Origin of the sequence: Lacinutrix himadriensis, assembly GCF_001418105.1 — a bacterium.
Lineage (GTDB): Bacteria > Bacteroidota > Bacteroidia > Flavobacteriales > Flavobacteriaceae > Oceanihabitans > Oceanihabitans himadriense.
Map to the genome: position 1 here is coordinate 259,146 of NZ_LIQI01000024.1, position 25,977 is coordinate 285,122.

At 32.2% G+C, this 25,977-nt stretch carries 27 protein-coding genes; 12 read left to right on the forward strand and 15 right to left on the reverse strand.

Features of this window, described 5'->3' with window-relative positions; translation table 11 throughout:
* Nucleotides 1–3: 3 nt before the first annotated feature.
* Nucleotides 4–1,290, forward strand: coding sequence for a glutamate-1-semialdehyde 2,1-aminomutase (gene hemL / locus AMD28_RS12930; protein WP_055444560.1), 1,287 nt, complete (start codon nt 4–6; stop codon nt 1,288–1,290).
* Nucleotides 1,291–1,349: 59 nt separating this feature from the next.
* On the opposite strand, the gene AMD28_RS12935 is transcribed toward hemL, so the two are convergent.
* A complete protein-coding gene (locus AMD28_RS12935; RefSeq protein ID WP_055444561.1) occupies nt 1,350–1,793 on the reverse strand; it encodes a hypothetical protein in 444 nt (147 codons plus the stop codon).
* A 79-nt stretch (nt 1,794–1,872) separates the two neighbouring features.
* Complete coding sequence (locus tag AMD28_RS12940; protein WP_055444562.1) at nt 1,873–3,384, reverse strand: hypothetical protein; 1,512 nt, start codon at nt 3,382–3,384, stop codon at nt 1,873–1,875.
* A 153-nt stretch (nt 3,385–3,537) separates the two neighbouring features.
* Here AMD28_RS12940 and yiaA point away from each other — a divergent pair, with 153 nt between their 5' ends.
* The 3 genes from yiaA to AMD28_RS12955 all read left to right on the forward strand — a co-directional run bounded on the left by yiaA (nt 3,538) and on the right by AMD28_RS12955 (nt 5,980).
* The gene (yiaA, locus tag AMD28_RS12945) at nt 3,538–4,023 is read left to right on the forward strand and encodes an inner membrane protein YiaA (protein ID WP_055444563.1); all 486 of its coding nucleotides are present in this window, start codon (nt 3,538–3,540) and stop codon (nt 4,021–4,023) included.
* A gap of 108 nt (nt 4,024–4,131) precedes the next feature.
* Nucleotides 4,132–5,415 carry a DUF2157 domain-containing protein gene (locus tag AMD28_RS12950; RefSeq protein WP_055444564.1) on the forward strand — a complete coding sequence of 428 codons (1,284 nt, stop codon included), beginning with the start codon at nt 4,132–4,134 and terminating at the stop codon, nt 5,413–5,415.
* 7 nt (nt 5,416–5,422) lie between these two features.
* On the forward strand, nt 5,423–5,980 hold the full coding sequence (locus tag AMD28_RS12955) for a GDYXXLXY domain-containing protein (protein ID WP_083478313.1): 558 nt from the start codon (nt 5,423–5,425) through the stop codon (nt 5,978–5,980).
* Nucleotides 5,981–6,128: 148 nt separating this feature from the next.
* Here the strand turns inward: AMD28_RS12955 and AMD28_RS12960 are convergent, their stop codons facing one another.
* The 5 genes from AMD28_RS12960 to AMD28_RS12980 all read right to left on the reverse strand — a co-directional run bounded on the left by AMD28_RS12960 (nt 6,129) and on the right by AMD28_RS12980 (nt 10,804).
* Nucleotides 6,129–7,370 (reverse strand): fibronectin type III domain-containing protein, encoded by a 1,242-nt coding sequence (locus AMD28_RS12960; protein ID WP_241492506.1) that lies wholly within the window; start codon nt 7,368–7,370, stop codon nt 6,129–6,131.
* A 114-nt stretch (nt 7,371–7,484) separates the two neighbouring features.
* Complete coding sequence (locus AMD28_RS12965; RefSeq protein WP_055444566.1) at nt 7,485–8,645, reverse strand: M20/M25/M40 family metallo-hydrolase; 1,161 nt, start codon at nt 8,643–8,645, stop codon at nt 7,485–7,487.
* 44 nt (nt 8,646–8,689) lie between these two features.
* Nucleotides 8,690–9,220 carry a YceI family protein gene (locus AMD28_RS12970; RefSeq protein ID WP_055444567.1) on the reverse strand — a complete coding sequence of 177 codons (531 nt, stop codon included), beginning with the start codon at nt 9,218–9,220 and terminating at the stop codon, nt 8,690–8,692.
* Nucleotides 9,221–9,289: 69 nt separating this feature from the next.
* The gene (locus AMD28_RS12975; RefSeq protein WP_055444568.1) at nt 9,290–9,814 is read right to left on the reverse strand and encodes a YceI family protein; all 525 of its coding nucleotides are present in this window, start codon (nt 9,812–9,814) and stop codon (nt 9,290–9,292) included.
* Nucleotides 9,815–9,961: 147 nt separating this feature from the next.
* Nucleotides 9,962–10,804 (reverse strand): energy transducer TonB, encoded by an 843-nt coding sequence (locus AMD28_RS12980; protein WP_055444569.1) that lies wholly within the window; start codon nt 10,802–10,804, stop codon nt 9,962–9,964.
* A gap of 156 nt (nt 10,805–10,960) precedes the next feature.
* On the opposite strand from AMD28_RS12980, the gene AMD28_RS12985 reads away from it, so the two are divergent.
* On the forward strand, nt 10,961–11,827 hold the full coding sequence (locus tag AMD28_RS12985) for a winged helix-turn-helix domain-containing protein (RefSeq protein ID WP_083478314.1): 867 nt from the start codon (nt 10,961–10,963) through the stop codon (nt 11,825–11,827).
* A 179-nt stretch (nt 11,828–12,006) separates the two neighbouring features.
* Here the strand turns inward: AMD28_RS12985 and lysS are convergent, their stop codons facing one another.
* Nucleotides 12,007–13,701 (reverse strand): lysine--tRNA ligase, encoded by a 1,695-nt coding sequence (gene lysS / locus AMD28_RS12990; RefSeq protein ID WP_055444571.1) that lies wholly within the window; start codon nt 13,699–13,701, stop codon nt 12,007–12,009.
* A gap of 214 nt (nt 13,702–13,915) precedes the next feature.
* On the opposite strand from lysS, the gene AMD28_RS12995 reads away from it, so the two are divergent.
* From AMD28_RS12995 to AMD28_RS13010, 4 genes are all read left to right on the forward strand, one after another.
* Nucleotides 13,916–14,074 (forward strand): YqaE/Pmp3 family membrane protein, encoded by a 159-nt coding sequence (locus tag AMD28_RS12995; RefSeq protein ID WP_083478318.1) that lies wholly within the window; start codon nt 13,916–13,918, stop codon nt 14,072–14,074.
* Nucleotides 14,075–14,110: 36 nt separating this feature from the next.
* On the forward strand, nt 14,111–14,896 hold the full coding sequence (locus tag AMD28_RS13000; protein ID WP_055444573.1) for a hypothetical protein: 786 nt from the start codon (nt 14,111–14,113) through the stop codon (nt 14,894–14,896).
* Between the two features lie 16 nt (nt 14,897–14,912).
* Nucleotides 14,913–15,629 carry a lipoyl(octanoyl) transferase LipB gene (lipB, locus tag AMD28_RS13005; protein ID WP_055444574.1) on the forward strand — a complete coding sequence of 239 codons (717 nt, stop codon included), beginning with the start codon at nt 14,913–14,915 and terminating at the stop codon, nt 15,627–15,629.
* Nucleotides 15,630–16,008: 379 nt separating this feature from the next.
* Nucleotides 16,009–16,452: an FKBP-type peptidyl-prolyl cis-trans isomerase gene (locus AMD28_RS13010; protein WP_055444575.1), complete on the forward strand. Its 444-nt coding sequence runs from the start codon at nt 16,009–16,011 to the stop codon at nt 16,450–16,452.
* Nucleotides 16,453–16,537: 85 nt separating this feature from the next.
* Here the strand turns inward: AMD28_RS13010 and AMD28_RS13015 are convergent, their stop codons facing one another.
* The 3 genes from AMD28_RS13015 to AMD28_RS13025 all read right to left on the reverse strand — a co-directional run bounded on the left by AMD28_RS13015 (nt 16,538) and on the right by AMD28_RS13025 (nt 19,491).
* Nucleotides 16,538–16,975 (reverse strand): RbsD/FucU family protein, encoded by a 438-nt coding sequence (locus AMD28_RS13015; protein WP_055444576.1) that lies wholly within the window; start codon nt 16,973–16,975, stop codon nt 16,538–16,540.
* A gap of 269 nt (nt 16,976–17,244) precedes the next feature.
* Complete coding sequence (locus AMD28_RS13020) at nt 17,245–18,522, reverse strand: APC family permease (RefSeq protein WP_055444577.1); 1,278 nt, start codon at nt 18,520–18,522, stop codon at nt 17,245–17,247.
* 150 nt (nt 18,523–18,672) lie between these two features.
* The gene (locus AMD28_RS13025; protein ID WP_055444578.1) at nt 18,673–19,491 is read right to left on the reverse strand and encodes a hypothetical protein; all 819 of its coding nucleotides are present in this window, start codon (nt 19,489–19,491) and stop codon (nt 18,673–18,675) included.
* Nucleotides 19,492–19,704: 213 nt separating this feature from the next.
* On the opposite strand from AMD28_RS13025, the gene AMD28_RS13030 reads away from it, so the two are divergent.
* The 3 genes from AMD28_RS13030 (at nt 19,705) to AMD28_RS18790 (ending at nt 21,953) form a co-directional block, all read left to right on the forward strand.
* Nucleotides 19,705–20,256 carry a mycothiol transferase gene (locus tag AMD28_RS13030; RefSeq protein ID WP_055444579.1) on the forward strand — a complete coding sequence of 184 codons (552 nt, stop codon included), beginning with the start codon at nt 19,705–19,707 and terminating at the stop codon, nt 20,254–20,256.
* Between the two features lie 153 nt (nt 20,257–20,409).
* Nucleotides 20,410–21,426: a zinc-binding metallopeptidase family protein gene (locus tag AMD28_RS13035; protein ID WP_206542240.1), complete on the forward strand. Its 1,017-nt coding sequence runs from the start codon at nt 20,410–20,412 to the stop codon at nt 21,424–21,426.
* Entirely contained in the window at nt 21,345–21,953 is a 609-nt protein-coding gene (locus AMD28_RS18790) for a M20/M25/M40 family metallo-hydrolase (RefSeq protein ID WP_206542241.1), read from the forward strand. The genes AMD28_RS13035 and AMD28_RS18790 overlap by 82 nt, the downstream gene beginning before the upstream one ends.
* Before the next feature lie 12 nt (nt 21,954–21,965).
* On the opposite strand, the gene AMD28_RS13040 is transcribed toward AMD28_RS18790, so the two are convergent.
* From AMD28_RS13040 to AMD28_RS18680, 4 genes are all read right to left on the reverse strand, one after another.
* Nucleotides 21,966–23,201 carry an ATP-binding cassette domain-containing protein gene (locus AMD28_RS13040; protein ID WP_161804638.1) on the reverse strand — a complete coding sequence of 412 codons (1,236 nt, stop codon included), beginning with the start codon at nt 23,199–23,201 and terminating at the stop codon, nt 21,966–21,968.
* Between the two features lie 120 nt (nt 23,202–23,321).
* Nucleotides 23,322–23,807, reverse strand: coding sequence for a hypothetical protein (locus AMD28_RS13045; RefSeq protein WP_055444581.1), 486 nt, complete (start codon nt 23,805–23,807; stop codon nt 23,322–23,324).
* 245 nt (nt 23,808–24,052) lie between these two features.
* A complete protein-coding gene (locus AMD28_RS13050; protein WP_055444582.1) occupies nt 24,053–25,102 on the reverse strand; it encodes a nucleoid-associated protein in 1,050 nt (349 codons plus the stop codon).
* 100 nt (nt 25,103–25,202) lie between these two features.
* The gene (locus tag AMD28_RS18680; protein WP_055444583.1) at nt 25,203–25,760 is read right to left on the reverse strand and encodes a hypothetical protein; all 558 of its coding nucleotides are present in this window, start codon (nt 25,758–25,760) and stop codon (nt 25,203–25,205) included.
* Nucleotides 25,761–25,977 lie beyond the last annotated feature (217 nt).

The window sequence follows — 25,977 nt, forward strand, 5'->3', positions numbered from 1 at the left end:
TTCATGAATTATACACGTAGTAGTGCATTATTTGCACAAGCAGAAAAAGTGATTCCTGGGGGAGTAAATTCTCCTGTAAGAGCATTTAACGCAGTAGGAGGAACGCCAATATTTATTAAAGAAGCAAAAGGAGCTTACTTAATAGATGAAGACAATAACCAATATATCGATTATATAAATTCTTGGGGACCAATGATACTTGGTCATGCTTTTCAGCCTGTTGTAGATGCGGTTGTAGAGAAAACTAAAAAAGGAACTTCTTTTGGTACGCCAACAGAGATCGAAACGCAAATTGCGGAGTTGGCAGTTGCTATGGTTCCAAATATAGAAATGATTCGTTTTGTGAATTCAGGAACAGAAGCTTGCATGAGTGCAGTGCGTCTTGCTCGTGGTTTTACAGGAAAAGATAAAATTATAAAATTTGCAGGTTGTTATCACGGACATAGCGATTCGTTTTTAATACAAGCAGGAAGTGGAGCCGTTACTTTTGGGTCACCAAATAGTCCAGGAGTTACAGCCGGTACAGCAAAAGATACTTTGCTTGCAGCTTACAATGATATTGCAAATGTTGCCCAAATTGTGGAAGCAAATAAAGGAGAAATCGCTTGTGTTATTTTAGAACCTGTTGCTGGAAATATGGGTTGTATTCCTCCTAAAAATAATTTTTTACAAGATTTAAGAGCATTGTGTACTGCTAATAATATTCTTTTGATTTTTGATGAGGTTATGACCGGTTTCCGACTAGCAAAAGGTGGGGCACAAGAATTATATAATGTAAAAGCAGATATTGTTTGTTTTGGAAAAGTAATTGGTGGTGGTCTGCCAGTAGGTGCATTTGCTGCTAACAAAGAAATTATGAGTTATTTAGCGCCTCTTGGTCCTGTGTATCAAGCTGGAACTTTAAGTGGGAATCCGTTAGCAATGGCTGCTGGTTTGGCGATGTTACAAGAATTAAATAAGGATGGGGAAATCTATAACCGTCTAGCGGAAAAAACGGAATATTTACATAAAGGTATTGCTGAAGTATTAAACCAAAATAATATTACACATACCATCAATAGAATAGGTTCTATGGTTTCTGTGCATTTTGCAGCAGGTGAAGTGTTAGATTTTAAAACTTCTGCGCTAGGAAATAACGAAACTTTTAAAAAGTTCTTTCATGGTATGTTAAATGAAGGCGTTTACATTGCACCAAGTGCTTTTGAAACTTGGTTTATTACAGATGCTTTGACGTATGAAGATTTAGATAAAACTATTCGTGCTGTGGATGCAGTTGCTAAAACACTATAAAATAAAAAGCACCTTAAAAAATATTTTTTAAGGTGCTTTTGAAAAAAAAACTAACTATACTACTCTTCAATAGATTCGCTATCGCGATCTCCTTTTTTACCTTTTCCTTTTTGATGATGCCTTTTGCCTTGCTTAGATTCCCATTTCGCATATTGCTCTGCATTTAAAATGCTTTTCATTTTTTTCTTCGTTGCAATTTGAGCATCCAATCTGTCATTTTTCATTTGAAGCCTTTCTTCTTTACTTGGTTTTTCTTCCGAGTCTTTTTTGCTTTTTCTGGCTTCCATCTGTGCTTTTTTAACTTTGGCATTTTCTAAGTTAATGACACCAACTTCTTTTTGTTGCGCTTCCGTTAAATCTAAATCTAAAGTCATTTGTTTGGTTTGCAATTGTGCCATTTCTTCTGGAGCTAAATTTGCTTTTCTACCTTTTTCTCCTCTTTTCTCTTGCGCACTAACTTGTATAGTTACTAAGGCTAATGCTATAATTAATAATTTTTTCATTTGTTTCTGTTTTAATTGTTATTTGCTTCTAGGACTAAGAATAAATGAAATGGTTTAATAGTGAAAATACTTTTAACAACTAATTAACGAACTGTGCTTGTTCAATTAAGCGTAGCGTAGTTTCAAATAAAGCTCTTTTTTCCATCTTGCTTTTTAGCCAAGCATAGAAGCTTATTCCAAAAATGTCTTCTTGTTTTGCAGGAATCCATTCAAAAGAATCTTCTACCAAATTCTTGAATTTATCTGTTGTAATAATCTCTGGTTGCTTGTAGAATTTTTCAACAAAACTTAAATAGGTGGTGACACGTTCTTGATTAATTTCTTTTAAATAGGTATTGTATTGCCTTTTAAAACTTTGAAGTCTGGATTCTATAATGTCAATATCGCCAAGTTCTACTTGTAATAATATTTCGGTAAGATTTTTTTTGATAGTCCATTCTATTCCGGCTTTTTCTATGTAGTATTTGTCGGTGTGGTAAAATTTAGAAAAAACTTGCTTTGCTTTCGTTAGGTTCTCGTTTTGAATGTAAAACATAATTAAGCTTAATCGAATATCTAATAAGGTTTCTGTGTCTGTATGTTTTGCGTGTAAGTAAGGTGCTAAATAGGATATTGCTTCTTCTTGTTTATTGGAGTAATTTAAATTTAGAGCTAGAAGTAAATCGTGTTTTAATATAAAGGTGTTGTAGTGTTTTTTCTTATTAGCTAGCATAAGGTTATGCATGACTTCTAGATGTGCCTTCGATTGTTTGAATTTTTTATTTCGGAATAACGCATTTGCAATCATATAAACCACTTGAATATGATAGAATACTTCTTTCTCATTTGTTTTACGAAGCTTTATAATAGCGTAGGTTTTCATTAAGAAAGATTCAATTTTCAAATAATCTTTAGTAACAAAAGCCGAGATACTTACAATATGCATTAATTGATATAGCGATTTAAAAGAAATAGAATCGTGTATATTAATATGATGTTCTTTTAGCGTATCATTTAATAAGGTTTCAAAATCTACAATTTCTTTTTTATAGGAAATGTTATTCAATGCTTGTCGGATTTTTGCATAGACAATATTGAGCTGATCTTCTAAATAGTGCTTTTTTTGATTGCTATTATATTTTAAAATCAGTTGCTCCATATCTACGGATGGATTTGTATATGCATACTGAATTTTTATACTGTAAATCTCATTGAGTATCGCGAATAAATGATGTTCTGTAGCAAGGGTTTCCGCTTTGTCTAAAATGTGATAGGCAACCTTGGCCTCTTTCATTAAAAAGAAGTTTCGCGAAGCAAGAATGAATTTTATGATTTGCATGTCAATCGAATTCTCTTCCTCTAGATTGGTGTTTGCAATAAAATCAATGATCGATAAGTAAAGTCTTTTTCGTAATGCGTGATATGCATTTTTGTTAGATGTATTATAAAGGCTTGTAAAAATAGCATCAGATGAAAGCGCATTCTTCGCAATTAACTTAAATAAAGCTACATTTTTGATATCGTTTCTTTTGTTCTTTTTCTTAAGATATATAAGGAATCGTTGCTGTTCTTCGGAAGAAAAAGTAGAAATGATTGTATTTAAATTAGTCATTTAATCGTCAGTATTATTTTATTATAAGTACTAAATATAAGTAATATGTTCATTTGTTATATGAAAATATCGTCAGTATTATTAAAATTTTGTGTTTGGAGACTTTCTGAAGTGTTACATATTTGTCCCAATAATCATTTAAAACAAAATAATATGGATTATCAAACAACCGTTTCAGGAAATGAAACAAAAAATAAGAAGAAGATTAAAAAAGAAGTAAAAGCATTCGATCAAAAACCAACCAATGCATTTATAGGTGCATCCTGGTCTGTTTTACTCGTCGGCGTAGTTTCTTATTGCATTGGTTTATGGAATGCAGGAATGGAATTAAACGAAAAAGGCTATTACTTTACCGTTTTACTTTTTGGTTTGTTCTCGGTAATTTCTGTTCAAAAAGCAGTTCGAGACAAAATGGAAAACATTCAGGTTACCGAAATGTACTACAGCATCAGTTGGTTTACAACCATTGTATCTATTGCATTATTAGTGGTAGGTTTATGGAATGCCGATTTAGAACTTAGTGAAAAAGGCTTTTATGCCATGTCCTTTGTATTAAGTTTGTTTGCCGCAATTGCAGTACAGAAAAACACAAGAGATGTTGCATTTATAGATAATAACAACGAAACAGAAGAGATTTAAAACTTTGTTTTGATGATTGGTTTTTATAAACCCAAAGCCTCGCAATTCGTTTTGCGAGGTTTTAAACCAAAGAACTATCGCTATCTTTAAACTTTAAATGAAGAAGTCATGCAATCAAAAATTATAAAAGAATTACCAGATTTGATTAAAAATGAAGTGATTTCCAAAGAAGTCGCTTTAAAAATCGAATCGTATTATAGATCTAAGGAAGAAAATGCACCTAATAAACTGTTTGTTGTTTTTGGCGTATTTGGTTCTTTATTAATAGGACTAGGTCTTATTTTAATACTTGCTCATAATTGGGATCAATTTTCAAGAGCTATTAAAACGATATTCGCTTTTCTGCCATTAATTATCGGACAACTTTTTGTTGGCTATTCTATTCTAAAAAAGAAAAGTCGCACCTGGAAAGAAGCTTCCGGAACCTTTCTCTTTTTTGCCGTTGGCGCTAGTATCGCTTTGGTGAGTCAGATTTATCATTTACCAGGAGATTTAAGTAGTTTTTTATTAACTTGGATAGTACTTTGTTTACCTGTAATTTATTTATTGAAATCACATGTTTTAGCAATATTACATATTGTTTTTGCAACCTATTTTGCTTGTGAAAGTGGTTATGGCTATTCTTCTTCAGGAAGTTCTCCTTGGTTATATATTCTAATGATTGCTTTGGTTTTGCCACACTATTATATGCTGTTGAAGCAAAATCCGAAAGCAAATATTACATCGCTTCTAAATTGGTTTATTCCTTTAAGTGCAACGATTGTTCTTGGTGCATTTGTAGAAACAAATTATAGTATTGGTTTCTTATTGTATATGATTCTTTTCGGATTGTTATATAATATTGGTAAAATCCCTTTTTTCTATGCGCAGCAATTAAGGCGTAATGGCTATCTTATTATTGGTTCTATAGGAACCATTGTTATTTTGTTATGGACGAGCTTTACATGGATTTGGGAAGATCTAATACGAGAAGTGGTTTTCTTTTCGAATGAGTTTTACATTGCTATTGCTTTATTTTTAGGAGCTCTTGCGGTTCTAGGCTATTCGTATTACAAGAAATGGATGAAAGAGTTTCATTTGTTTCAATATGTGTTTGTTCTTTTTAGTATGCTCTTTTTCTTCGGATTTTCTTCGGAAACCATACCAACCATTTTAGTGAACGTTTTACTATTTGTCTTAGGATTAATAACGATAAAAATAGGAGCAGATCGCTTTCATTTTGGGGTTTTAAATTACGGGTTATTCATCATAACCAGTTTAGTAGTTTGTAGATTTTTTGATACAAACATGTCTTTTGTTATAAGAGGATTATTGTTTGTAACCGTTGGTTTTGGATTTTTTATAACCAATTATTGGATGCTTAAAAAGCAAAAACAAATACTTAAAAAATAAGGTACACATGAAAACAATTCACCTATTTATTTTATTCGTCCTAGTAGCACTGATACAATTATTTGTACCTGCTCAAATGATTTTTAATCAAGAAAATACGTTAGAAAAAGGTACAGCATATAAGTTTAGAACAGAGCCTATTGATCCCACAGATCCTTTCCGTGGAAAATATATAACACTGCGTTATGATATAAATGCATACCCAACAAAAGATTCTATTTGGGAACCACAACAAGATGTTTTTGTCTATCTAAAAACGGATAGTCTAGGGTTTGCAAAAATTGACCAAGTAAGTAAAGCGCCTTTAGAAACAACATCCGAATATATTATCGCGAAAGTGAATGTGTATGATAAATACCAAGATGTACTGCGTATTCATTTGCCTTTTGATCGTTTTTATATGAAAGAAACTAAGGCTAAAGATGCCGAAATTGCACATAGAAAAGCACAGCGTGATAGCTTGCCAAATAATACCTATGCTTTAGTTTTTGTTAAGGATGGAACTTCTGTTTTGGAGAATGTTTTTATAAATGATATTCCTATAGCTGATTATGTTGAAAAGTAAAATAGTATTGGACAACTTTAAATTTGCGCTTATCTAGATTTATAAAGAAACGATTGGTAATGCTTTTCTGTTTTCATGTAAAACCAATAGAAATAAAAAAGGCTTCCGTAGAAACGAGAGCCTTTTTTAGTGTCTTTTTTAATGTAAATTATAAAGAATCGATATATTCTTCAATCAAGGAATAACCTTCATCATGCACCATTGTTGTTCCAATTAATGGCATAGAGTACGTGTCTATATAATTTTGAGTTCTTGCTAGAATGGTAAATTTAAACGTGTTAATATCGGTATCTCCAAAAGGAGTTTCATATCTAAAATCTAAACTAGATTCGGTATCACAACTTCCTCCTGGTTGGTGGCAATGTGCACAGTTTACATCAAAATATGCTCTAGTTCTTTCAGCTAAAGAATAATCATCTCTGTTTTCCCAATCAGGCAAAACACTAACAGTTGAAGGGTCTGTAAGGTTTGAAATATAATTATTATCTATAAAATGTTGTAGCTGGTTATTAAAATGCATCGAACGTAATTTTGGTCCTATAGGTACAATGTCTGTGTTAATACTATGACACTGCGTACAATCTGCGCTAGAAGGAATTTTATAATTTATATTCTGTGTATCTCCAGAATTATCCACATAACTATAAGGGACAACGCTTCCGTTTGCGTCTAAAGTAGCTTCGGTTTGTGCTTCATTCCATTTGTAATTTCCAGTAACCCAAGCGCCATTTTGTTTTATTAAAATTCTGGTTTCCATAATTCGCTTTCCTAAGGTTTCATCACGTTCATTATTAAAATAGTAAAACGTTTTTGCTATCACGGTATCGTCTGGAAATGTTGGTAATCCATCATCCACATATTGCATGGTTTCACCAGAAGGTAAAGCTATTATACGTTGTTTATGTGCGTAGTCAGTAAATAACGGTGTTGTTAAGTCATATTCAAAAGCGTAAGGACTAGGAATTAAATCCGCAATATTTCCTGAAAATAAATTCAAATCGGTAAGATTATTTTCAAATTGTGTACTTACAGTAGGTGCTAATGTAGTAAAACTGATAACCTCTGTTTGTATACTTACATTATCACTACAAATAGATTGAATATAAACATCATAGGTTGTGTTCGCTTCTAAGTTCGTTAAAGTAGCAGTTGCTGTTGTGGTTGTTACCGTTTCGCCCAAACCTAAAACAAAACCGGAAGCTCCATATTCTAAAGTATACGTTGCACTGGTATTGTTGTCCTCCCAAGTAATAGTTGCACTTTCATGCGAAACATTATTCGATAAAACATTGGTTGGCGTTCTGCATTGCGCGATAAATTCATCATCTGGATCATTAAAACAAGAGACAAATGTGCATGCAATACATAAGGCGAAAATTACTTTCTTCATGATTTAAAATTTTAAAAGAGTTGTGAAAGTAATAAAATGTATATGAAAATTAATAAAAAGTGAATAAAAATTCAATAATCTTATTAATATAATAGGTAGTGAGAGGGTGTTTTGTTAATTAAGTATCAATTTTTTTGTAACTGTTTTGTTATCAGATTTAATAACCGCCAAGTAAATTCCCTTTTGTAATCTTTTTAAATTTAATGTTTCCACTGCTTGTAGGTTGTTTTTGGTAAAGACCGATTTTCCTAAAACATCATAAATGGTTATGGAATTATTAGAACTATTGCTATTTAGAAGATTAAGATTTACAATACCATTATTACTCGGATTTGGATATATTTTTATAGCATCTTTTGTGTTTTTATTACTGCTTAACGGATTCGTACTTACGGCATATTCTAACAATGCACCTAAAGCGCCTTTAGTAACTTCGGTTAAAAATGCAGGATCCATATTTGCTAATACATCGGTAGGTGAGTGCGGATGTGAGGATTCGTTATATTCGTATAAACCAGTTATTATTTCTCCATTATTTTCAAAAGGAATATAATCGGAAGCATACGCATAAGAGATGTCTGTATCTAGGCTAGAGTAAAACTCTATACAATTCGCCAAAATTGCTGTCATTGCAGAGGAAGCACTGTTATTAGAAGGAGGATTACTTCTGTCTTCTTCACAAGTAATTGTATTATTTGTTTCGCCATTAACACCACCAACTTGATCAATATTAAAGATCAAACGAATATCTAAGTTTTGAGGGTTTACTGTATTATCTACATAATACGCACTACCAACTAAACCATCTTCTTCACCACTAAAGTGTATGAATTTTATAGAATATTCTGTATTTATGTCTTTTAATAACCTAGCTATTTCTAATAATAAGGTGGTACCACTACCATTATCATTCGTTCCAGGACCATTAATGGTGTCATAATGCCCATCAATAATAATATAGGTGTTTGGGTAAACCGATCCTGTTTTAGTAACAATAATGTTATTGCTAGTTCCAGAAGAATAGGTGAAAGGTTGTAAAACAATATCCGTATATCCTAAAGAAGCATAGCGAGCAGTAATCCAGTTTTGGGCAGTTGTTAAATTGGTAGAACCAACATCTTTTACACCAAAACTTTCAAAACTGGTTAAGTCTGTAAGAATATTAGATGCAGAAACATTATCTACAACACTTTGATAATACGCGTTGTATGTTTGTGAATACATGGTAGCGCTTAAAAAAAATAGAATAATTGTTTTAATAAATGTAGGTCTCATTTTTTGCTGGGATAAGTAGAAATATTTTATAAAAATAGAGGTTATTAATTTACTACACAAGTTATGGTTACTGTTGCTTCCGTTCCAACTCGCATAGTGCCAAACGTTTTACCTATTTCGTAATCAAATCTGTTTATTACTAGATGCCCTGTAAAGGTGTTTTCTGAAAAAGTAAACGGAATTTCAACTTCTTTAGTAACTCCGTGAATCGTTAAGCTTCCTGTGGTAATATATCCATCAGAAGATTTTGTGACTGCGGTTGATTGAAAGCAAATATTTGGATGTTTTTCAACGTCAAAGAAATCGGAAGTACGTAAATGAGTATCTCGTTTCTTGTTTTTTGTATTTATGGTTGCAGCATCTACACAAATATCAAAATTGGCATTTTCTAGCGTAGAAGTATCTAAATTAAAGTCGCCTTGCATTCCAGTGAAAGTTCCTTTTACTTTAAAAATACCTCCTCCAGTAATATGAAAGTCGATTTTAGATGCTTCTTTATTTATAGTCTGCTGTGCTTTAATTGTAGAAGTACTACAGATAAATAGTAAGGCGAATAGGAATATAATATTTTTCATATTTTCTAATTATATAGGTATAGTCGAAGTAAGTTTATAATAATTTCAAAGGCATAAATAAAAAGGATTCTAATGAACAACGCAGGTTATTGTTAGTTTTACCATTTCTCCAATAACAAAAGGATTTGCATTTTCAGCAAGATGGTAATCTGTTCGGTTAATTTTAAATGCACCAATAAAAGTATTGTCCTTATATGTAAACGGAATACTAACATCCCGACTTACGCCAAGCATGGTTAGTTTTCCTGTGGTTATATAACCTGTTTCTGATCTCGAAATTTTAGAAGAAACAAAACAAATACTAGGGTTATTCTCTACATAAAAAAAATCTTCCGAACGTAAATCGGCATCTCTCTTATCGTTTCCTGTATTTACAGATTTTGCAGCAAGACAAACATTAATAGTGGAAGCACTTAAGTTTTCAGGATCTATATCTAGCGTTCCAGTCATTTCTTTAAAAGTACCTTTAACATTACTAAAAACAAGATTGTTAATTTTAAAATGGACTTCAGATTTTTCCGTATTCACATTTTGTGCTTGAAATGCAATTGGAAATAAAAATAAAAGCACTAGTACAATGGATAACTTTTTCATATTTAAAGTTTTAATTCTAGTTGTTGCTTTAGGGAGAACGGTATAAATATACTAAAAAAGGTTGAGATTTCCTTTGCTTGACATAGATGCATAAAAAAAGGAACTACAATGAAGTAGCTCCTTTTTACATGCTTTTATTTTATAATTCTAACAACCCATTAATCCAAAAGAAACCACCATTTCTTGATCCATTTTTTCTCCTTTTTCGTTTTCGGCAGGTTTCCATTTTCCAGATAAATTTTTAATTAAATCTATCATCGTTTTATCTACCAAAGGATAGTTGGATGTTCTGTCTAGTTTTACATTTTCAATGGTTCCTAGTTTTGTTATTATAAAATGTAGTTTTGCAGCCTGTAGCTTTTCTGGATCTACTTCTTTTCTAGCTTCGCTGCTACTTTCTTTTAAGTATTTTTTTAGTGCATCTTTACCATCCACATAAGCTGCTTGCTTTTCTGGGACAATAGTTATGTGTGGTGAGTTAAATTTATGTTCTAATTGGCCTACCGAGTTTTTTTCTAAATACTCTATTCTAAGGTTAAAGTGTGAAGTGTAATCAAAAGATTGTAGTAATTTTAATTGGGCTTCCGTAAAGTCTTTTGTGTAGCTAATCTCTCTCTTTTGAGTTTGTCTTTCGTTTTCAATAACTATAATTTCAACAAATTTAATTTTTGAGATAGCACGTAATTCTTCCCACGTAAAAAAGGCATCTAATGAAGTTGCTTTTTCAAGATCACTTTTTTTCATTGGAGCAAATCTGGAACCAACATCATAAATAAAATCTTCAAAAACTTCTGGTTTTGTTTTAATGGAATCCGTTTTTAAAATAGGACCAATCGGAGCTTCGTAAACAGCATTGGTATTTAATGCTAGTTCCTTGTTTTTTGTAGTTTCCGTTTTTTCTGATTTTGAATCTTTACCGTTTATTATATTAAAAGCGGTTAGACTTAGTGCGATTAACACTATTGCAAAAATTAGAATACTCTTTTTCATATCTGTAAATTTAATGATTAATAAATAGATTACATTTCTGTTCGTTTTGATGTTACAAATCTAAGAGCGCTACTAGGTAAAATATGTCAAAAGAATGTAAAAGAAGTGTCAACTATTGTAAAAAGTCCTGAAATTGTATGTTATTTACCAATAATTATGAATAATACAATCACACCTTTATTGAAGCGTTTTCTATTTATTGCTCTTTTTATTTGCATGCTATCTTGTAATAAAGATACCGCGAATCATTTTCCGGAACTAGTAAAAGTGTCTTTGCGAGAAGTCGGACACCAGTTATTACTGACTAATAGTGATTCTACTTCTGTGGTGTCTCCTGTAATTGCATTAAATGAAAATAAATACCAAGTAACTTTTGAAAATACTTTGGCAATTCAACCGGATAGTTTGGTAGCTATTATGAAGCGTAGTTTTGAAAAAGCAGCTTTACCACAACATTATATTACCGAAGTAACCCAATGTGAAGACCTGCAAGTAGCCTACAGTTATGCCATGCAACAAAATGCAGAGAAAGGCATTATTCCTTGTGCTGGTCGCGAATTAAAAAAAGCATGCTACCAAGTTACGGTGCAGTTTACAGAGATTACCGAACAAAATAAAACCCAAACCAAAATTTTATATGTGCTTTTTTTAGTGTTTTTAGTACTGCTTGTGGTATTTGCACTGACAAGGAGAAACAAGAAAAAAATAGAACCGGTAGATTTAGATTATACTTCTTTAGGAAGGTTTAAGTTTTATCCAGAACAAAACAAACTGATTAAAGAAGCTACCGAAATTAGCCTTTCTAAAAAGGAATGCGAATTATTAGCGCTCTTTGTAGCACAACCAAATCAAATTATAAAACGCGAAGAACTCACTAAAAAAGTATGGGAAGATAAAGGCGTTATCGTTGGTAGAAGTTTAGATACCTATATTTCTAAACTCCGAAATAAACTAAAAGAAGATCCTTCTATTAATATCATTAATGTGCATGGTGTTGGTTATAAGTTGGAGATGGAAAAATAAACGAAACTGTCATTTTGAGCGTAGTCGAAAAATCTTTATAATTAGAAATAGATAAAATAGATTTCTCTGCTTTGGTCGAAAGGACAACAGGATTTAAAAGTATATCAAACAAAAAAAGGAACTACAAATTGTAGTTCCTTTTTTATAATGAGATTTCCGCCTTCGCGGAAATGAGAAATTTATACGATTTCTACAAACAAACCATCCTCCGTTTTATCCACTTTGGCAAGATTGTTTTTAGTTAGTTCTTTTATGGTTTTATCCCATTTTTTATTCGATAAACCAGACTTTCCTTTTAAATCGTTAAGTGCTAATTTTTCGTCAGCTTTCAATATTTTTAAAACATCTTTTGCTTCCTCACTTATTGCTAATGCTTTCTTTTCTGGTCGCATTTGCGGAAAGAATAAAACTTCCTGTATACTTTGGTTATTGGTTAAAAACATGATTAGTCGATCCATACCAATTCCCATTCCAGAAGTTGGAGGCATACCATATTCTAAAGCACGTAAAAAGTCATGATCAATAAACTCGGTAGCTTCATCATCTCCTTTTGCAGCAAGTTTTAATTGGTGCTCAAAACGCTCACGTTGGTCAATTGGGTCATTTAATTCCGAATATGCATTCGCAATTTCTTTACCACAAACCATTAACTCAAAACGTTCCGTTAATTCCGGATTATCTCTATGTTCTTTACATAACGGACTCATCTCTTTCGGGTAGTCTGTAATATAGGTTGGCTGTATGTAGTTTCCTTCACACTTTTCACCAAAAATTTCATCAATAAGCTTTCCTTTACCCATGGTTGCATCTACAGCAATTCCCATTCCTTTTGCAGCTTCTCTAATTTCATCTTCAGTTTTATCCGAAATATCAAAACCAGTGAAATGCTTAATAGAATCGGCCATAGTAACTCTAGCATAAGGCGCTTTAAAATCTATTTCATGTTCTCCAAAAGTAGCTTTACTTGTTCCGTTTACGGCAATAGCACAATATTCTAATAAACGTTCACAGAAATCCATCATCCAGTTGTAATCTTTATAAGACACATAAATTTCCATTGCTGTAAATTCCGGATTGTGCGTTCTGTCCATTCCTTCGTTTCTAAAGTTTTTAGAAAACTCATACACACCATCAAAACCACCAACAATTAAACGTTTTAGGTATAACTCATTTGCAATTCGCATGTATAACGGAATATCTAAAGAGTTGTGATGCGTAGTAAAAGGACGTGCAGCTGCTCCACCAGGAATTGGTTGTAAGATTGGCGTTTCTACTTCAAAATATCCAGCGTCATTAAAGAAAGAACGCATCGCATTAAAAAGTTTCGTTCTTTTTACAAAAACCTCTTTTACTTTTGGGTTTACTACTAAATCGGCATAACGTTGTCTGTAACGTAATTCCGGATCGTTAAATGCATCGTGTAAATTTCCTTCTGCATCTTCTTTTGGTAATGGTAATGGTTTTAAAGCTTTACTTAAAAGGGTAAAGTCGGTAACTCTAACACTTTTTTGCCCAACTTTCGTTGTGAATAATTCCCCTTCAATACCAATAAAATCACCAATATCTAGTAATTTTTTATATACCTCATTGTACTTGGTTTTGTCTTCGCCAGCACAAATTTCATCTCTATTAAAATATACTTGTATTCTACCTTCACTATCTTGAAGTTCGGCAAAACTCGCATTACCTTGAATACGTCTTGACATTAATCGTCCAGCGATATTTACTTTTTCCCCTTCTTTAAAATCCTTCTTTATCTTACTAGAAAGATGGGTTAAAGGGTATAAATCTGCTGGATATGGGTTAATGCCTAATTCGCGTAATTTGGCTAACTTATCTCTTCGTACTAATTCTTGTTCCGATAATTGCGACATGTTAATTTTATGTTTTTTAAGAAGCCACAAAGATACATTAAAGCTACTAATTAGAAAATGCTTTTTTGGGCATTCTTTTTTTGTAAAAAAGCCGGGCTTTCGCTAGTCGCTCTTTGCAAGGAGCTCCAACATGCGCTCTATCCCTAATGCAAAGTGTAACAAATCAGAAACAATTACGTCCAATAAGTACATCAATCAATTAAAATCAAATCAAATGAGTTTTTGGAGAGTCTTACTTTCAATTTTATGTCCACCTTTAGCTGTCTTAGATAAAGGCTGCGGATCGATACTAATTGTTTTTATATTATGGATCTGCGGATGGGTTCCTGGTGTGATTGCAGCATTAGTAATTTTAAATAATCCGGAAAGATAAAATACGTACCTTTGTTTCACATTAAAATCTTTAAGAATGAAACAATTTTTACTAGCAATTGCAAGCGTTTTTTTATTAACCAGTTGTAATTTTACCGAAGAAATAAGCTTTAATCCAGATGGATCTGGAGAATTTATCATGCGCTATGATATGAGCGAAGTGATGAAAACCATGGAAGAAATGGGTGGCGGAAAAAAAGACGATGGTAAAGAGAAAATAAAACTAGATAGCGTCATGTACTTTAAAGATATGCTGGTAGAAAAATCCGATAGTATTGCTACACTTTCTTTAGAAGAACAAGCGGAACTAAAGAATTTAGAAAACATTGTCATTAAAATGAAAATGGATGAGGAAGCTGGTGTTTTCGACTTAGGCTTTGGTTCTACATTTACGAGTTTAAAAGAATTACCAGAAGCTTTAGCAAAAATTGAAGAAGCCAAAAAGATGAATTCCGAAAACAATTCGCAATTTGGTAAAATGGGTGAAAGTGCTGTCGCTAAAGCATCCGAAAGTGTTTTTGAGTATGTAGATTTTACCTACGACGGAAAAATATTTTCTCGATTTATCAAAGAAAATTATGAGATTGCTCCAGAAGATATGGAAACCTTGGACGCCGAAATAAACGAAATGGGAGATTCTAAAGAAGTGTTTGAAGCCATGACCTATACCTTGGTATATAATTTCCCAAAAGAAATAAAGTCGGTAACCAATAAAAACGCCGTGATTAGCGACGATAAAAAATCGGTTACCTTAAAAATGAACTTTATTGAAATGATAAAGTCGCCAGAAGCGATGGCTTTAGACGTAGAATTAGAAGATTAAAAGAAGGATATTAGTTTTGAATAAAATCGTAGAATTACAGGATTTAGGAGTACAAGATTATAAAGACACTTGGGATTATCAAGAGACTTTATTTAAATCTGTTGTAGATACTAAAATAAAAAATAGAAGGCAAGAATTGAATGTACCAACTACTAACTATTTCTTATTAGTAGAACATCCACACGTATATACTTTGGGTAAAAGTGGAGACATGTCTAACCTATTAGTAAACGAAGAACAACTTGCCGAAAAAGGCGCAAGCTTTTATAAAGTAAATAGAGGTGGAGATATCACCTATCATGGACCCGGACAAATTGTTGGTTATCCTATTTTAGACTTAGATAATTTTTTTACCGATATACATAAGTACCTTCGTTTTTTAGAAGAAATGATTATTCTCACTTTAGAAGAATATGGTTTGAAAGCAGAACGTAGTCCGGGAGAAACCGGAGTTTGGCTAGATGTAGGAACACCATTCGCTAGAAAAATTTGTGCTATGGGCGTTCGTGCTTCGCGTTGGGTAACCATGCATGGTTTTGCATTAAACGTAAATGCCAATCTTGGTTATTTCGATAATATGATACCTTGTGGTATTCGTGGTAAAGCCGTTACTTCTCTTAACGTAGAACTTGGTAAAAAAGAAGTGAATATAGAAGAAGTAAAAGAAAAACTATTGAAACATTTTACAACGCTTTTTGAAGCAGAGATGAAATCTTCAGTAAGTAGTATGTAGAAAATCCTTTTAGAATATAGTGTTATTATAAAACCAAAGTCGAAGTATATACTTCGGCTTTTTGTTTTCTGAATTACAATAGCTAAGGTTCGTGGTACTTATTTGGTGTCTGTCATCAAAAATTTTTGATTTAACTGACATATTTGCAGACTATATTATTTTGTGAGCGATTCCTTTAAAAGCGGTTTGTAAAGTTGTCGCGTGTTGTTTTTAAAGGGATACAACCTGTTTTTTAAGGAGTACTGTTTGTAGCTATGACGTTTTCCTTTTGGTTTTTCGGGTTCTTGGCTTGGTTTTGGCAATTAACGCTACAGTAAGTTTAAAATAAAATGGTTACTGCGTAAGAATTATGCAAAGCCCATTTTTAAAATGAAATAATATGAGTCAAGTAAAAGAAAACAACACAGTAAAAGTAAATTATACAGGTAAATTATCTGACGGACAAATTTTTGATTCTTCAGAAGGAAGAGAGCCATTAGAATTTACTTTAGGACAAGGACAATTAATTCCTGGTTTTGAAAAAGGTGTGTTGGACATGAAATTAAATGAAAAGAAAACCATTACAATTCCTAAAGAGGAAGCGTATGGAGATATTCATGAGCAGTTAAAACAAGAAGTGAATAAAGCAGATCTTCCTCAAGATATGAAACCTGAAGTTGGTATGGGATTAGTTTCTAAAACTCCAGAAGGACAAGAAAGAAATTTACTTGTTATTGAAGTGAAAGAAGATAGTATTGTTGTAGACGGAAACCATCCTTTAGCTGGTAAAGATCTTATTTTTGATCTTGAAGTGGTTGAAATTAAAGATGCCGATGTTGCATAATTAAATAAGACACTTATTTTTAAATAACTAGAAACCCTTGCTAAACATGTTTAGCAAGGGTTTCTTTTTTTATCCGTGTAAATTTTTAAAAACCACTTTCTTCGGCCATTTTTACAACGCCAACAGTCAATATTAAATTAGCAAAACGGCGTTGTTCACCTGTTTGAATAATTAATGTCGTATTCGGGTTTCTTATCTTATCATAAAAAGCCCAACGCTCCATTGTGTCCCATGTTACATCAGCTCCAAGTGCATTTTTATACGCATCGTGAATGGCAGCATCTGCTTCCGCAGGTTTTTCCATAACAATAGCTCCTTGAACTGGACAAACTTCTAGTATGCCTTCAAGTACGGTTAGGGCATCTAATAATCCAGGTTTAAAATTTAGGTGTACAGTAGTAGAATTAGGTCCTGTCATAGCGCCAACGGGTAAATTTCCATCGGCAATAACAACTTGTGCAAAATGTCCTGAACGCGCAAGTGCTTCCATTATGGTTGGATGTATTACTGGAGTTTTTAGCATAAATATATCTTTGAAAAATAATTAATTATAAAAAGGATTCCTTGTTTGCCTTTGTTTATTAATTGGCAACCTAGTTCCTTTGCTTGTTATGTGTTTTAAACACCTAATTTAGTAAATAAAAACCGAAACTTCTTATCTGTAGATAGGTAGAAAATCCTTTTGCGTTTTGGAAAGTAGGCGAGAACTTAGAATATATAATTTCGAATTAAATCTGTAATTCATTATCGTTTTAATCGGCTCCTTCAGTTAAACTCAAGAGTATTTAGATCTTATTTTTTTTCTGTCTTTTTATAAATCCATTCCATTAAAAAACAAAATCCAATAATGGCTATCGAAATGACTACACCAATTGTATTTGACGCGTATTGTTGATTAATTAAGATAATTGTAGCAATCATACATAAAACAAAACCGACTAATGGAATTATTTTATTACTACCTGTTTCTTCAGATAATCGATATCCAACAAGATTGACTACCCCAAAAATGAGTAAAAAACCAACACTACCTGCGGTAGATATACTTTCTAGTTTAAGGATGTTGACTAAAATTAATGTTGCTACTGCGGTAATCATTAAGCCAATTGGCTGATTCCAAAGTTTTGCTAAAAAGTGATGTGGTAATTCGTCGTCCTCTGCAATTTCATAATTAACTTTACTTCCTCCATAAAGCGATGCATTAATTGCCGAAAATGTTGAAATTAATGCAGCAACTGTAATAATAGAAAAACCAATTTTTCCCAACATTGGTTTTGCTGCTTCCGCTAAAACATAATCTTCCGCTGTTGCAATTTTTTCAAATGGAAGGGAACCTATAGTTACAAAAGCAATAATGATATATAATACAATCACGAAAATTACAGAATAGTAATAGGCTTTTGGTATATTCTTTTCCGGATTAATAATGTCTGGTGCTGCATTTGCAATAAGTTCAAATCCTTCGTAAGCAACAAAAATAACCATTCCGCCAGCAAATAATTTAATTGGAGTTTCCCATTGTGAAATCGCGAGTTGCGCTACATTAGGATTGCCAATTAAGCCATAAGCGCCAATGAAAATAAAGGAAATTAGAATTACTAATTTGATAATTACTGCGTAAGATTCTATTTTTCCAACTACAGCAATACTATAATAATTAATCGCTGTAGCCAATACAATAATTGCACTTGCATAAATGTGTGAATCGATGGTTTTGTTAGAAGTCAATTCTAATAAATTTGGTGCGTAAGACCCAAATGCCGAAGCATAAAGGGAAAGCATAATAATATAACTTATCCATAAAAGGTTATTGATTCCGCCACTAAATATTGTTTTTCCGAAACCTTGGTTGATGAATTTAACGGTTCCTCCTCTGTCTGGATATTTTTGGGAAAGCTTTACATAACTGTAAGAGGTTATTAATGCTAAAATACCTGCAAATAAAAAAGCTATTGGTGTTCCGCCTTTGGCAAGGGATACTGCTAGTCCGAGGACTGCAAAAATTCCACCACCAACCATTCCTCCAATTCCGATAGAAATAGCTTCTTTTAAGCCTATTTTTTTATTCATATTGTTTGATTTATTAAACTATACCTAACCGGCTCGTTTATGTGTAATAGCTTTTTAATGTACAAGTACATAGCAAACTATAATTCTGTGTAGCGAATTGGAAGTAGGAGCGAACCAGTAATTAGGAACAGTCTTTATTAGCAACCGTTTTTATTTTTCGTAAAACTCTTTTAAGAGAATATTTTTGCCTTTTGTTAATTTTTTCAATTCCCTTAAAATATAATATCTATGCATAAATCCGCAGAGTACAACCAGTTTTTTTTCTGGATTCTGTTCTGCAATTCGCATTATGTTTTTAGCCATTGTTTGGTTTCTTAAATCCCAAAAATCACCAGCCAATTGATATCCGTTTCGGTAACTTATTTTTTTACCATTTGGTTTGGTATGAAAACGAGTTGCAAATTCATTTCTTTTATTGGTTATTTTTGTCAGCATTTTATACTGATAATATTGTCTTTCTGCACAAATACTATCTGTTGAAGCGTTGTTGAAGTTTTCTGGAGATTTAGAAGCGAATACAATTAATGGTTTTAATAGTGCTTTATATTTATTATAAATTTCTGCTTCTGTAACCGATAATAATTCCGCTTTATTTAAGCTATCTATTAGTTTTGTTGTTAATCCATCCGTAGGTCGTGAGCCAATATTTATTCTATATTCATTTCTGCCTTCAAATTCATAAGGTCTCAATTTAGTGCTTGGGTATTTTTCAATATATTTCTTAGAAGCCATACCCTCATTACTAGTAGGGGCCTTTTTATGTTTAAAATTGGAAGTGAAAAACGAAGAGTCTAGTTCTTGTAAAATAAAATCAGGCTGTACATCTTCTAATATATGGAATAGAATTTCTGCATTAAAATTAGCTTCTGGTTTATGAAGGGTTCCTATAATAATTATTTCTGTTGCCTTTTCTTTTTTACAAGAAAAAAGGGATATTAGAAGTAGTAATATTAGTAGGGTTTTATTCATTTTATAGTTGTTTCCAGGGTGTTTGATTGGAAACTAAGTTAAAAAAAATCCACGAACTAGAATAAATTGTGAAGCAATTTTACAAGCAATAGAGATGCAGGTTATTGGATAAAAAGAAAGTAGCAATAAATTATAGTGTAACACGTTTCTAGTAAACGAGATTGTCTATTAAGGTGATCCTTTTTAACCCAAACTAATCCACCATTTGTACTTATGAAAATATTATTTAAAAGCCTATTAGTATGCGTGATAATCTTGTTATCTACCAACTCTTTGTGCGCTCAAGAAATCAATAGAGAAAAAGGATATGACACACAAATAGGAGTTATGGTCTATATGTTAGAATACTTAAAAGACGACATTGTTTCATCTACACGCGGACTTAATGCCTTTGAAACCGACTTTCAATTTGATGAAAAGGCAAATTCGATAGGAGCGATTATTTTACATATAACAGCTGTAGAGGCAGCCTATCAAAAATATTCATTTGGAGAAGAAATGTTTAATGCATACGAAATAGAAGAAAAAGAACTACTTGAAATAAGTCTCGATCTGGATAAAACGAAAGAAATACTTAAAGACAAACCAATAAAGTATTATTTAGATATGTATAAAAAAGTACGAAAGAATACATTAAAAGAATTCAAGGAGAGAAATGATGATTGGTGGACTAAAAAGAATCATTGGTCTTGGTTTCATGTAATGGAACATCAGGCGCACCATTTGGGACAAATAAGATTAATTACCGCAAGATTTCCAAAATAAAGACCTGTAGATTAGTTGTTTTTTTTACAGAAAATCAGAAATTAAGCAACACGAAATATCTTTCCGTTATACATTAATTCCGTAATTTTTTTGTGCTGTCATTATTCTTTATTAATTTAAGGTATTGTAAATCAGTAAAATACTCTTCGTTTTATGAAAATAGTGTCTAAAATTATTATTACAGCTTTCCTTTGTATCGGATTTTCTACAAGGAGTCAAACAAAATCTCAAGCGCTTTCAAAAATAAATATCGAAGGCTTTCAGAAATCACAAGTCATGCGTATTGTTTCTGACTTGTCCGATGTTTATGGTCCTCGTTTAGCAGGTACAGATCAATATTTTACTGCAGCAGAATGGGCAAAAAAAACCATGGAGAATTGGGGAATCGATAAGGTGTATTACGAAAATTATTGTGATGATTGTATGGGTTGGGAAGTGAAATCATTTAATATAGAAATGACTGCGCCTGCTTATATGAAAATACAAGCTTATCCTTATGCGTGGACAGAAAGTTCTAATGGTGTACAAATAGGGGATTTGATTTGGATTGAAAGTCATGCCGATTTAGACAAAGTTAAAAAACAATGGAGCGGGAAAATACAAGGAAAAACCATATTGATAGGAGCTGCTCCAGAACAAAATATGCTCTTCGATCCACTTTCTACACGCTTTACTAAAGAACAAATTGAAGAAGCTGAAAAATCTATAGAACCTGCACCAAAGAATGCTTTAAGTCATAATGCTGGAGATATGGATTTAATTGGGAATTTGGATGTTATATTCGATAGTATGGTAAGAAAAGATGATGCCTTTTTTGCTTTTTTAAAAGCAGAAGGCGCACTAAGTATTTTTGGAACAACACCTTTTTTTCCTGGTATTATTCATCCTAGTGGTACTTATAATTTTAGAGAAAGCGATGCGAAACCAATACCTTATTTTGCGATTTCTCCAGAGAGTTTCGGGAAATTAAAACGCCTAATAGGAAGAGGTATGAACCCTAAAATTAAATTCCATTTAGATTCTGAACTTTATTTAAGACCAGAAAATAACGTGAACATTTTTGCGGAAATCATAGGTTCAGATCCAAAATTAAAAGACGAAGTGGTGCTCATTTTGATTCTTGGCATCCTGCGTCTGGAGCTACAGATAATGGTGCAGGTTCTGCAGTAATGATGGAGGTTATGCGTATTATTAAAGCTTCCGGATTAAAACCAAAACGAACCATACGAATTGCGTTATGGGGTGGCGAGGAGCAGGCATTTGTAGGTTCTATGGCCTATGCCGAAAAACACTTCGGTAAAGTAAAAGAGACTATTCGGAAAAAAGAGTTTGAAAAAATTTCGGCCTATATAAATATGGATAATGGTGCTGGTCAAATGCGAGGTATTTATTTGCAAGGAAATGAAGCGGTAAGACCTATTTTTGAAGCGATGTTAGAACCTTATGCGTATTTAGATGTTAATAATCTAACCATTCAAAATACTGATTTTACAGATCATGATGTTTTTGATTATTACAAAATTCCTGGATTTCAGATAATCCAAGATAAATTAAATTATAGTACAGTAACACATCACACTAATTTGGATGCTCTCGAATATGTTCCCGAACGCGATATGAAGATTAATGCTACGGTAATTGCAGCATTGGTTTATCAAATTGCTCAGGAAGATTCTAGGTTGCCAAGAGAAGATTAACGAACCTATAAGTTATTTCTGTATGCCCATAGAACCATTGGGAGAGGGGCAAAGTGTATAGGTGAAATCTGGCTGAATATTAGCCTCATGACGATGTGAAACAAACAGAATACTGGTCTCACTTTCCTTTGTAATTTTGTTTATTAATGCAATAATGAGTGCGGTGCCTTCATCATCTACATGAATTAATGGTTCGTCTAAAATAAGTAAAGGAGGATGTTTAATCATAGCTCGAGCTATTAACACCAATCGTTGTATAGCAGGTGATAATTTAAGAAAAGAGGTGTTTTTTTCTTTACTTAAATTTAAAACTTCCATCCACATCGCTGCAGTATGTACTTGTAACGTAGATGGTGTTTGATATAGTCCGATACTATCAAAAAATCCCGAAATAATCATTTGTTCTACGGTATGGTTTCGATGAAACAATTCTAACATCGAAGGACTAATATATCCAATTTTCTGTTTTATATCCCAAACACTTTCACCAGAGCCTTTTTTCTTGCCAAAGAGATATACTTCTTGACCATAAGCCTTGGTGTTGTTCCCATAAATCATGGATAGCAAGGTGGTTTTTCCAGATCCGTTGGGACCTATTAACTGCCAAAATTCCTTTTTTTTAATGGTCCAGTTAATATCTTGTAGAATGGGACGATCGTCATAACTTACATGTATACGCTTCAGGTCTACTAACACTTCAGGAATATTTGTGTAGGTTGTTATTGGTTGGGGGATTTCTTTATCAAAAACAAAATCACTTTTTTTAAAAGGATATGCTGCAATTGGCACCACTGCTTTAAGCGCATCTTTTTCAAATGTAATTATATGTGTGATTATTGGTAGTAAATCTTCCTGTCTATTAAAAATAAATACGATAGGCATTTCTTTAGACACCGAAATTAATTGCTGTTTTAATAAAGCAACAGAAGCGATGTCTAAGGTTTCATAAGGATTATTTAATACTATAAAATCTGGTTTTTGTTGTAGCAAATAAGTTAGTAACGCTTTTTTTTGCTCACCAGTAGAAAGTGTTCTAAGACTTCTTTTTTTTCCTGATGTTAACTTAAAAATATCATATTTTTCTTCCTCTTGAATATATTTTTCTAAAATAGCATTTGAAAATAAAACACCTTTCTTTCCTTTTAATCCTGGCAAATTATATGCACCATGAAGTAATTGAGATAACCAATTGTCATGTGGTGAAAGTTTGGTGTATTCTATTGCATAATGATTTTGTGTTTGTTGCATGTTTCCTTGCATTTAGGGAGGTGTTGTAGTAATGTCGCTAACAGTTAAGTGTATGGGGTTTTTATTTAGGCTAGAATTAGTAATAAATTTTGTAGGGATGTTGGTAGTAGTTTTTTATTACTAAGTTGTTCTTTTTAAGCTTTTATCAAGTTTAAATTCCGTTATCGTAGCTATTTTTGAATCAGGTTTTATTCCGTTAGAACCATTTATCACGCAATTCCCTTCCATTTTTGCAATCAAATAATCTTCTTTTAATTCTAAAATCTCAAATTGGAAATCTTCCACAGTTTCGTGCGAGAAGTAATAAATATTTGATAAATATTCGTCTCGAGAATAGTCATAACCACTTTTTTGAGAGATGATCATCGTTTCTGTTAATTTAGATTCCGATGAATTCAAAATTACTGTTACTTCAATTGTAGGTTCAGCGTGTACAACTTTTTTCAATTCTTCAGAACGTTTTATTGCAGAGTCCGTATCGATGTAAATTACAAATTCCCATCTGTCTTTTTCGACTTCATAAAGATTGTATTTAGCATTTTCAATATGAAACAGTTCTTCTCCAAACTCTTCGTGCTGAATTATTAATTCCGTCTTCTTTTTCACTTATCCTTTTTTGATGTTTATTATCTTAACGAATTAGTCCAAACTCTGCTAAAGTCGAAAGTATTAATTCAATCATTCAGTTCGTTTCTCAAATGTGCTACAACTCGTAATACAGTAGCTTTTATTACTAATATCTATTAAAGAAATCATGATACAGTCACTTTCATATTACCATTATCTCATAAAGATAATTTTTTTATTGTAGGAAAAGAAGCCTTTCTTAGTTGGATATGTAAGTCTATGGTTTACCCTTCGGCATTAAAAAACACCTTGTAGTAATACATTTTCTTTTCTTCGTCATAACCACGTTCTAGAAATTCTTCGGCAGCATCTGGAGCATCAATATCTAGTTTAATCTGGATATTAGTATCTAGTTTAATCTCTGTTTTAATTTTCTTTTTATCCTTTTTAACAACCGCTTCGGCTAAATCAAATTGGTTACGCAGTAATACCTTTTGTTCTTCTTCGTATTCCTTTTTAAAATCTTCAAAAAGTTGGATGTGGTTTTCGTCTTTAAAAACTTCTTCTTTAAAATTTTCAACGTTTATCGTTTCATTCTCTTTAAAATAGTCAATGGTTTTTGCTAAAAATATGTTTCGTTCTTGTTCGCCAAAACTGGTTTTTAAAATTTCGGTAGAAAACTCACTACACATATCTAAATAGTTATGTGTATGGTTATTCATATCGTCTGCATACTTAATATTTAAGAACTTGTCTAACCAATATTGCGCGTCATAACTATTATTATCTACACTTAAAATGATGTTTCCTTCCATATCTGTCTGATTTAAAATCAAACAACCTTTATCCACTTTTTTAGATGAAATACCTTGCTGTACTAAAACATCATAACTATTGTCTTCTAAATAGGTTTGAAAGAAATTGGTTTTGCTTTCAATTTTAAAAATACCAATAGCATTAGTAACCATTTCTTTATATTCTATACCTTCAAATAGCGCAACTAAAACATCCCCCGTTTTTATTTGAGCAGAATCACTTTGTTCAAACAAATGTTTTACTATATTTTTTGAAGTTTCTACAAAGGCATCATCATCGGTGAAAATACTTTTTGCATACGAATTGATTTCATTAAGTTCTACATTGGCATGATGGTTAAAACGGTAGCTTTGTACTACAGTACCAAAAGGTCTTAATAGAAATGGAAGCATAAGGTCATAACTTTCTTCATCAAAATGTACTTCTTTATCTGAAAAAGCATTTTTAGTATCGTTATGTTTATTACCAACTTTATGAATAATAAATTTTGAAATGGTTGCGAGTTTACGTGTAATCATGGTTATAATATTGTGACTACAATACTAATCATTTACTAGCAAAAAGGCATAAAAAAACCGAAGCTTTTTACTTCGGTTTTAAATGTTGGTGTTTTAAAATTTAGTAATATAAAGCTAAATTATCGCTTACTTCTTTATAAGACATTTTGGAGTAATCTATATTTGTTTTTATGGTATTACTAGGGATTATTACATATTTAAAATAATTTAAATAAGGAGCAGATGTGCCACCATCACAAAATATGTCAATGTCTCCAATGGAGTTAATCATGAAAGAAAAATTTTGATCTAAGTAAGGAAATGTAAGTGGTAATCCCCAAACTTCTATGCCATTAGTTTTTCCATATATTAATATGGCACTATTATTTATGACGTCTTGTGTTAATTCTGGAGCCGGAATAATAAATTGTAGCCTAGAAGCACTATCAATACTTGTTGGAGAATATGATGCATGTATCCATTCCGATACAAATACATTGGCATTCCCATCAGATCCATCTGTGCCATCTGTACCATCTGTACCATTTGTACCTGTTGCTCCCAAAACACCATCTTTGCCGTCTTCGCCATCTTCTGGAGAACATGAGAAACTAAACACTACTAAAAGAGCTAATAATATATACTTTACTTTTAAAATTGTTACTGTAAAACGTTTCATAATTTTTAAGTTTTAATGATTAATATTAGGTGCTATTTTTTATTAAGTGTTTAAGGAATTAATGTTTTTTTAATTTAAAAGGACTAATTTGTTTTTAGGTTTTAAGACGGTTAATAATTGGTGTTAATGGTAACGCGTTGCATAAAAGGATATCTCTTGAGTACAAAGTAAAGTAATATTTCTGTGTTATTTTAGAGTGTAAATACCTGAAAATCAA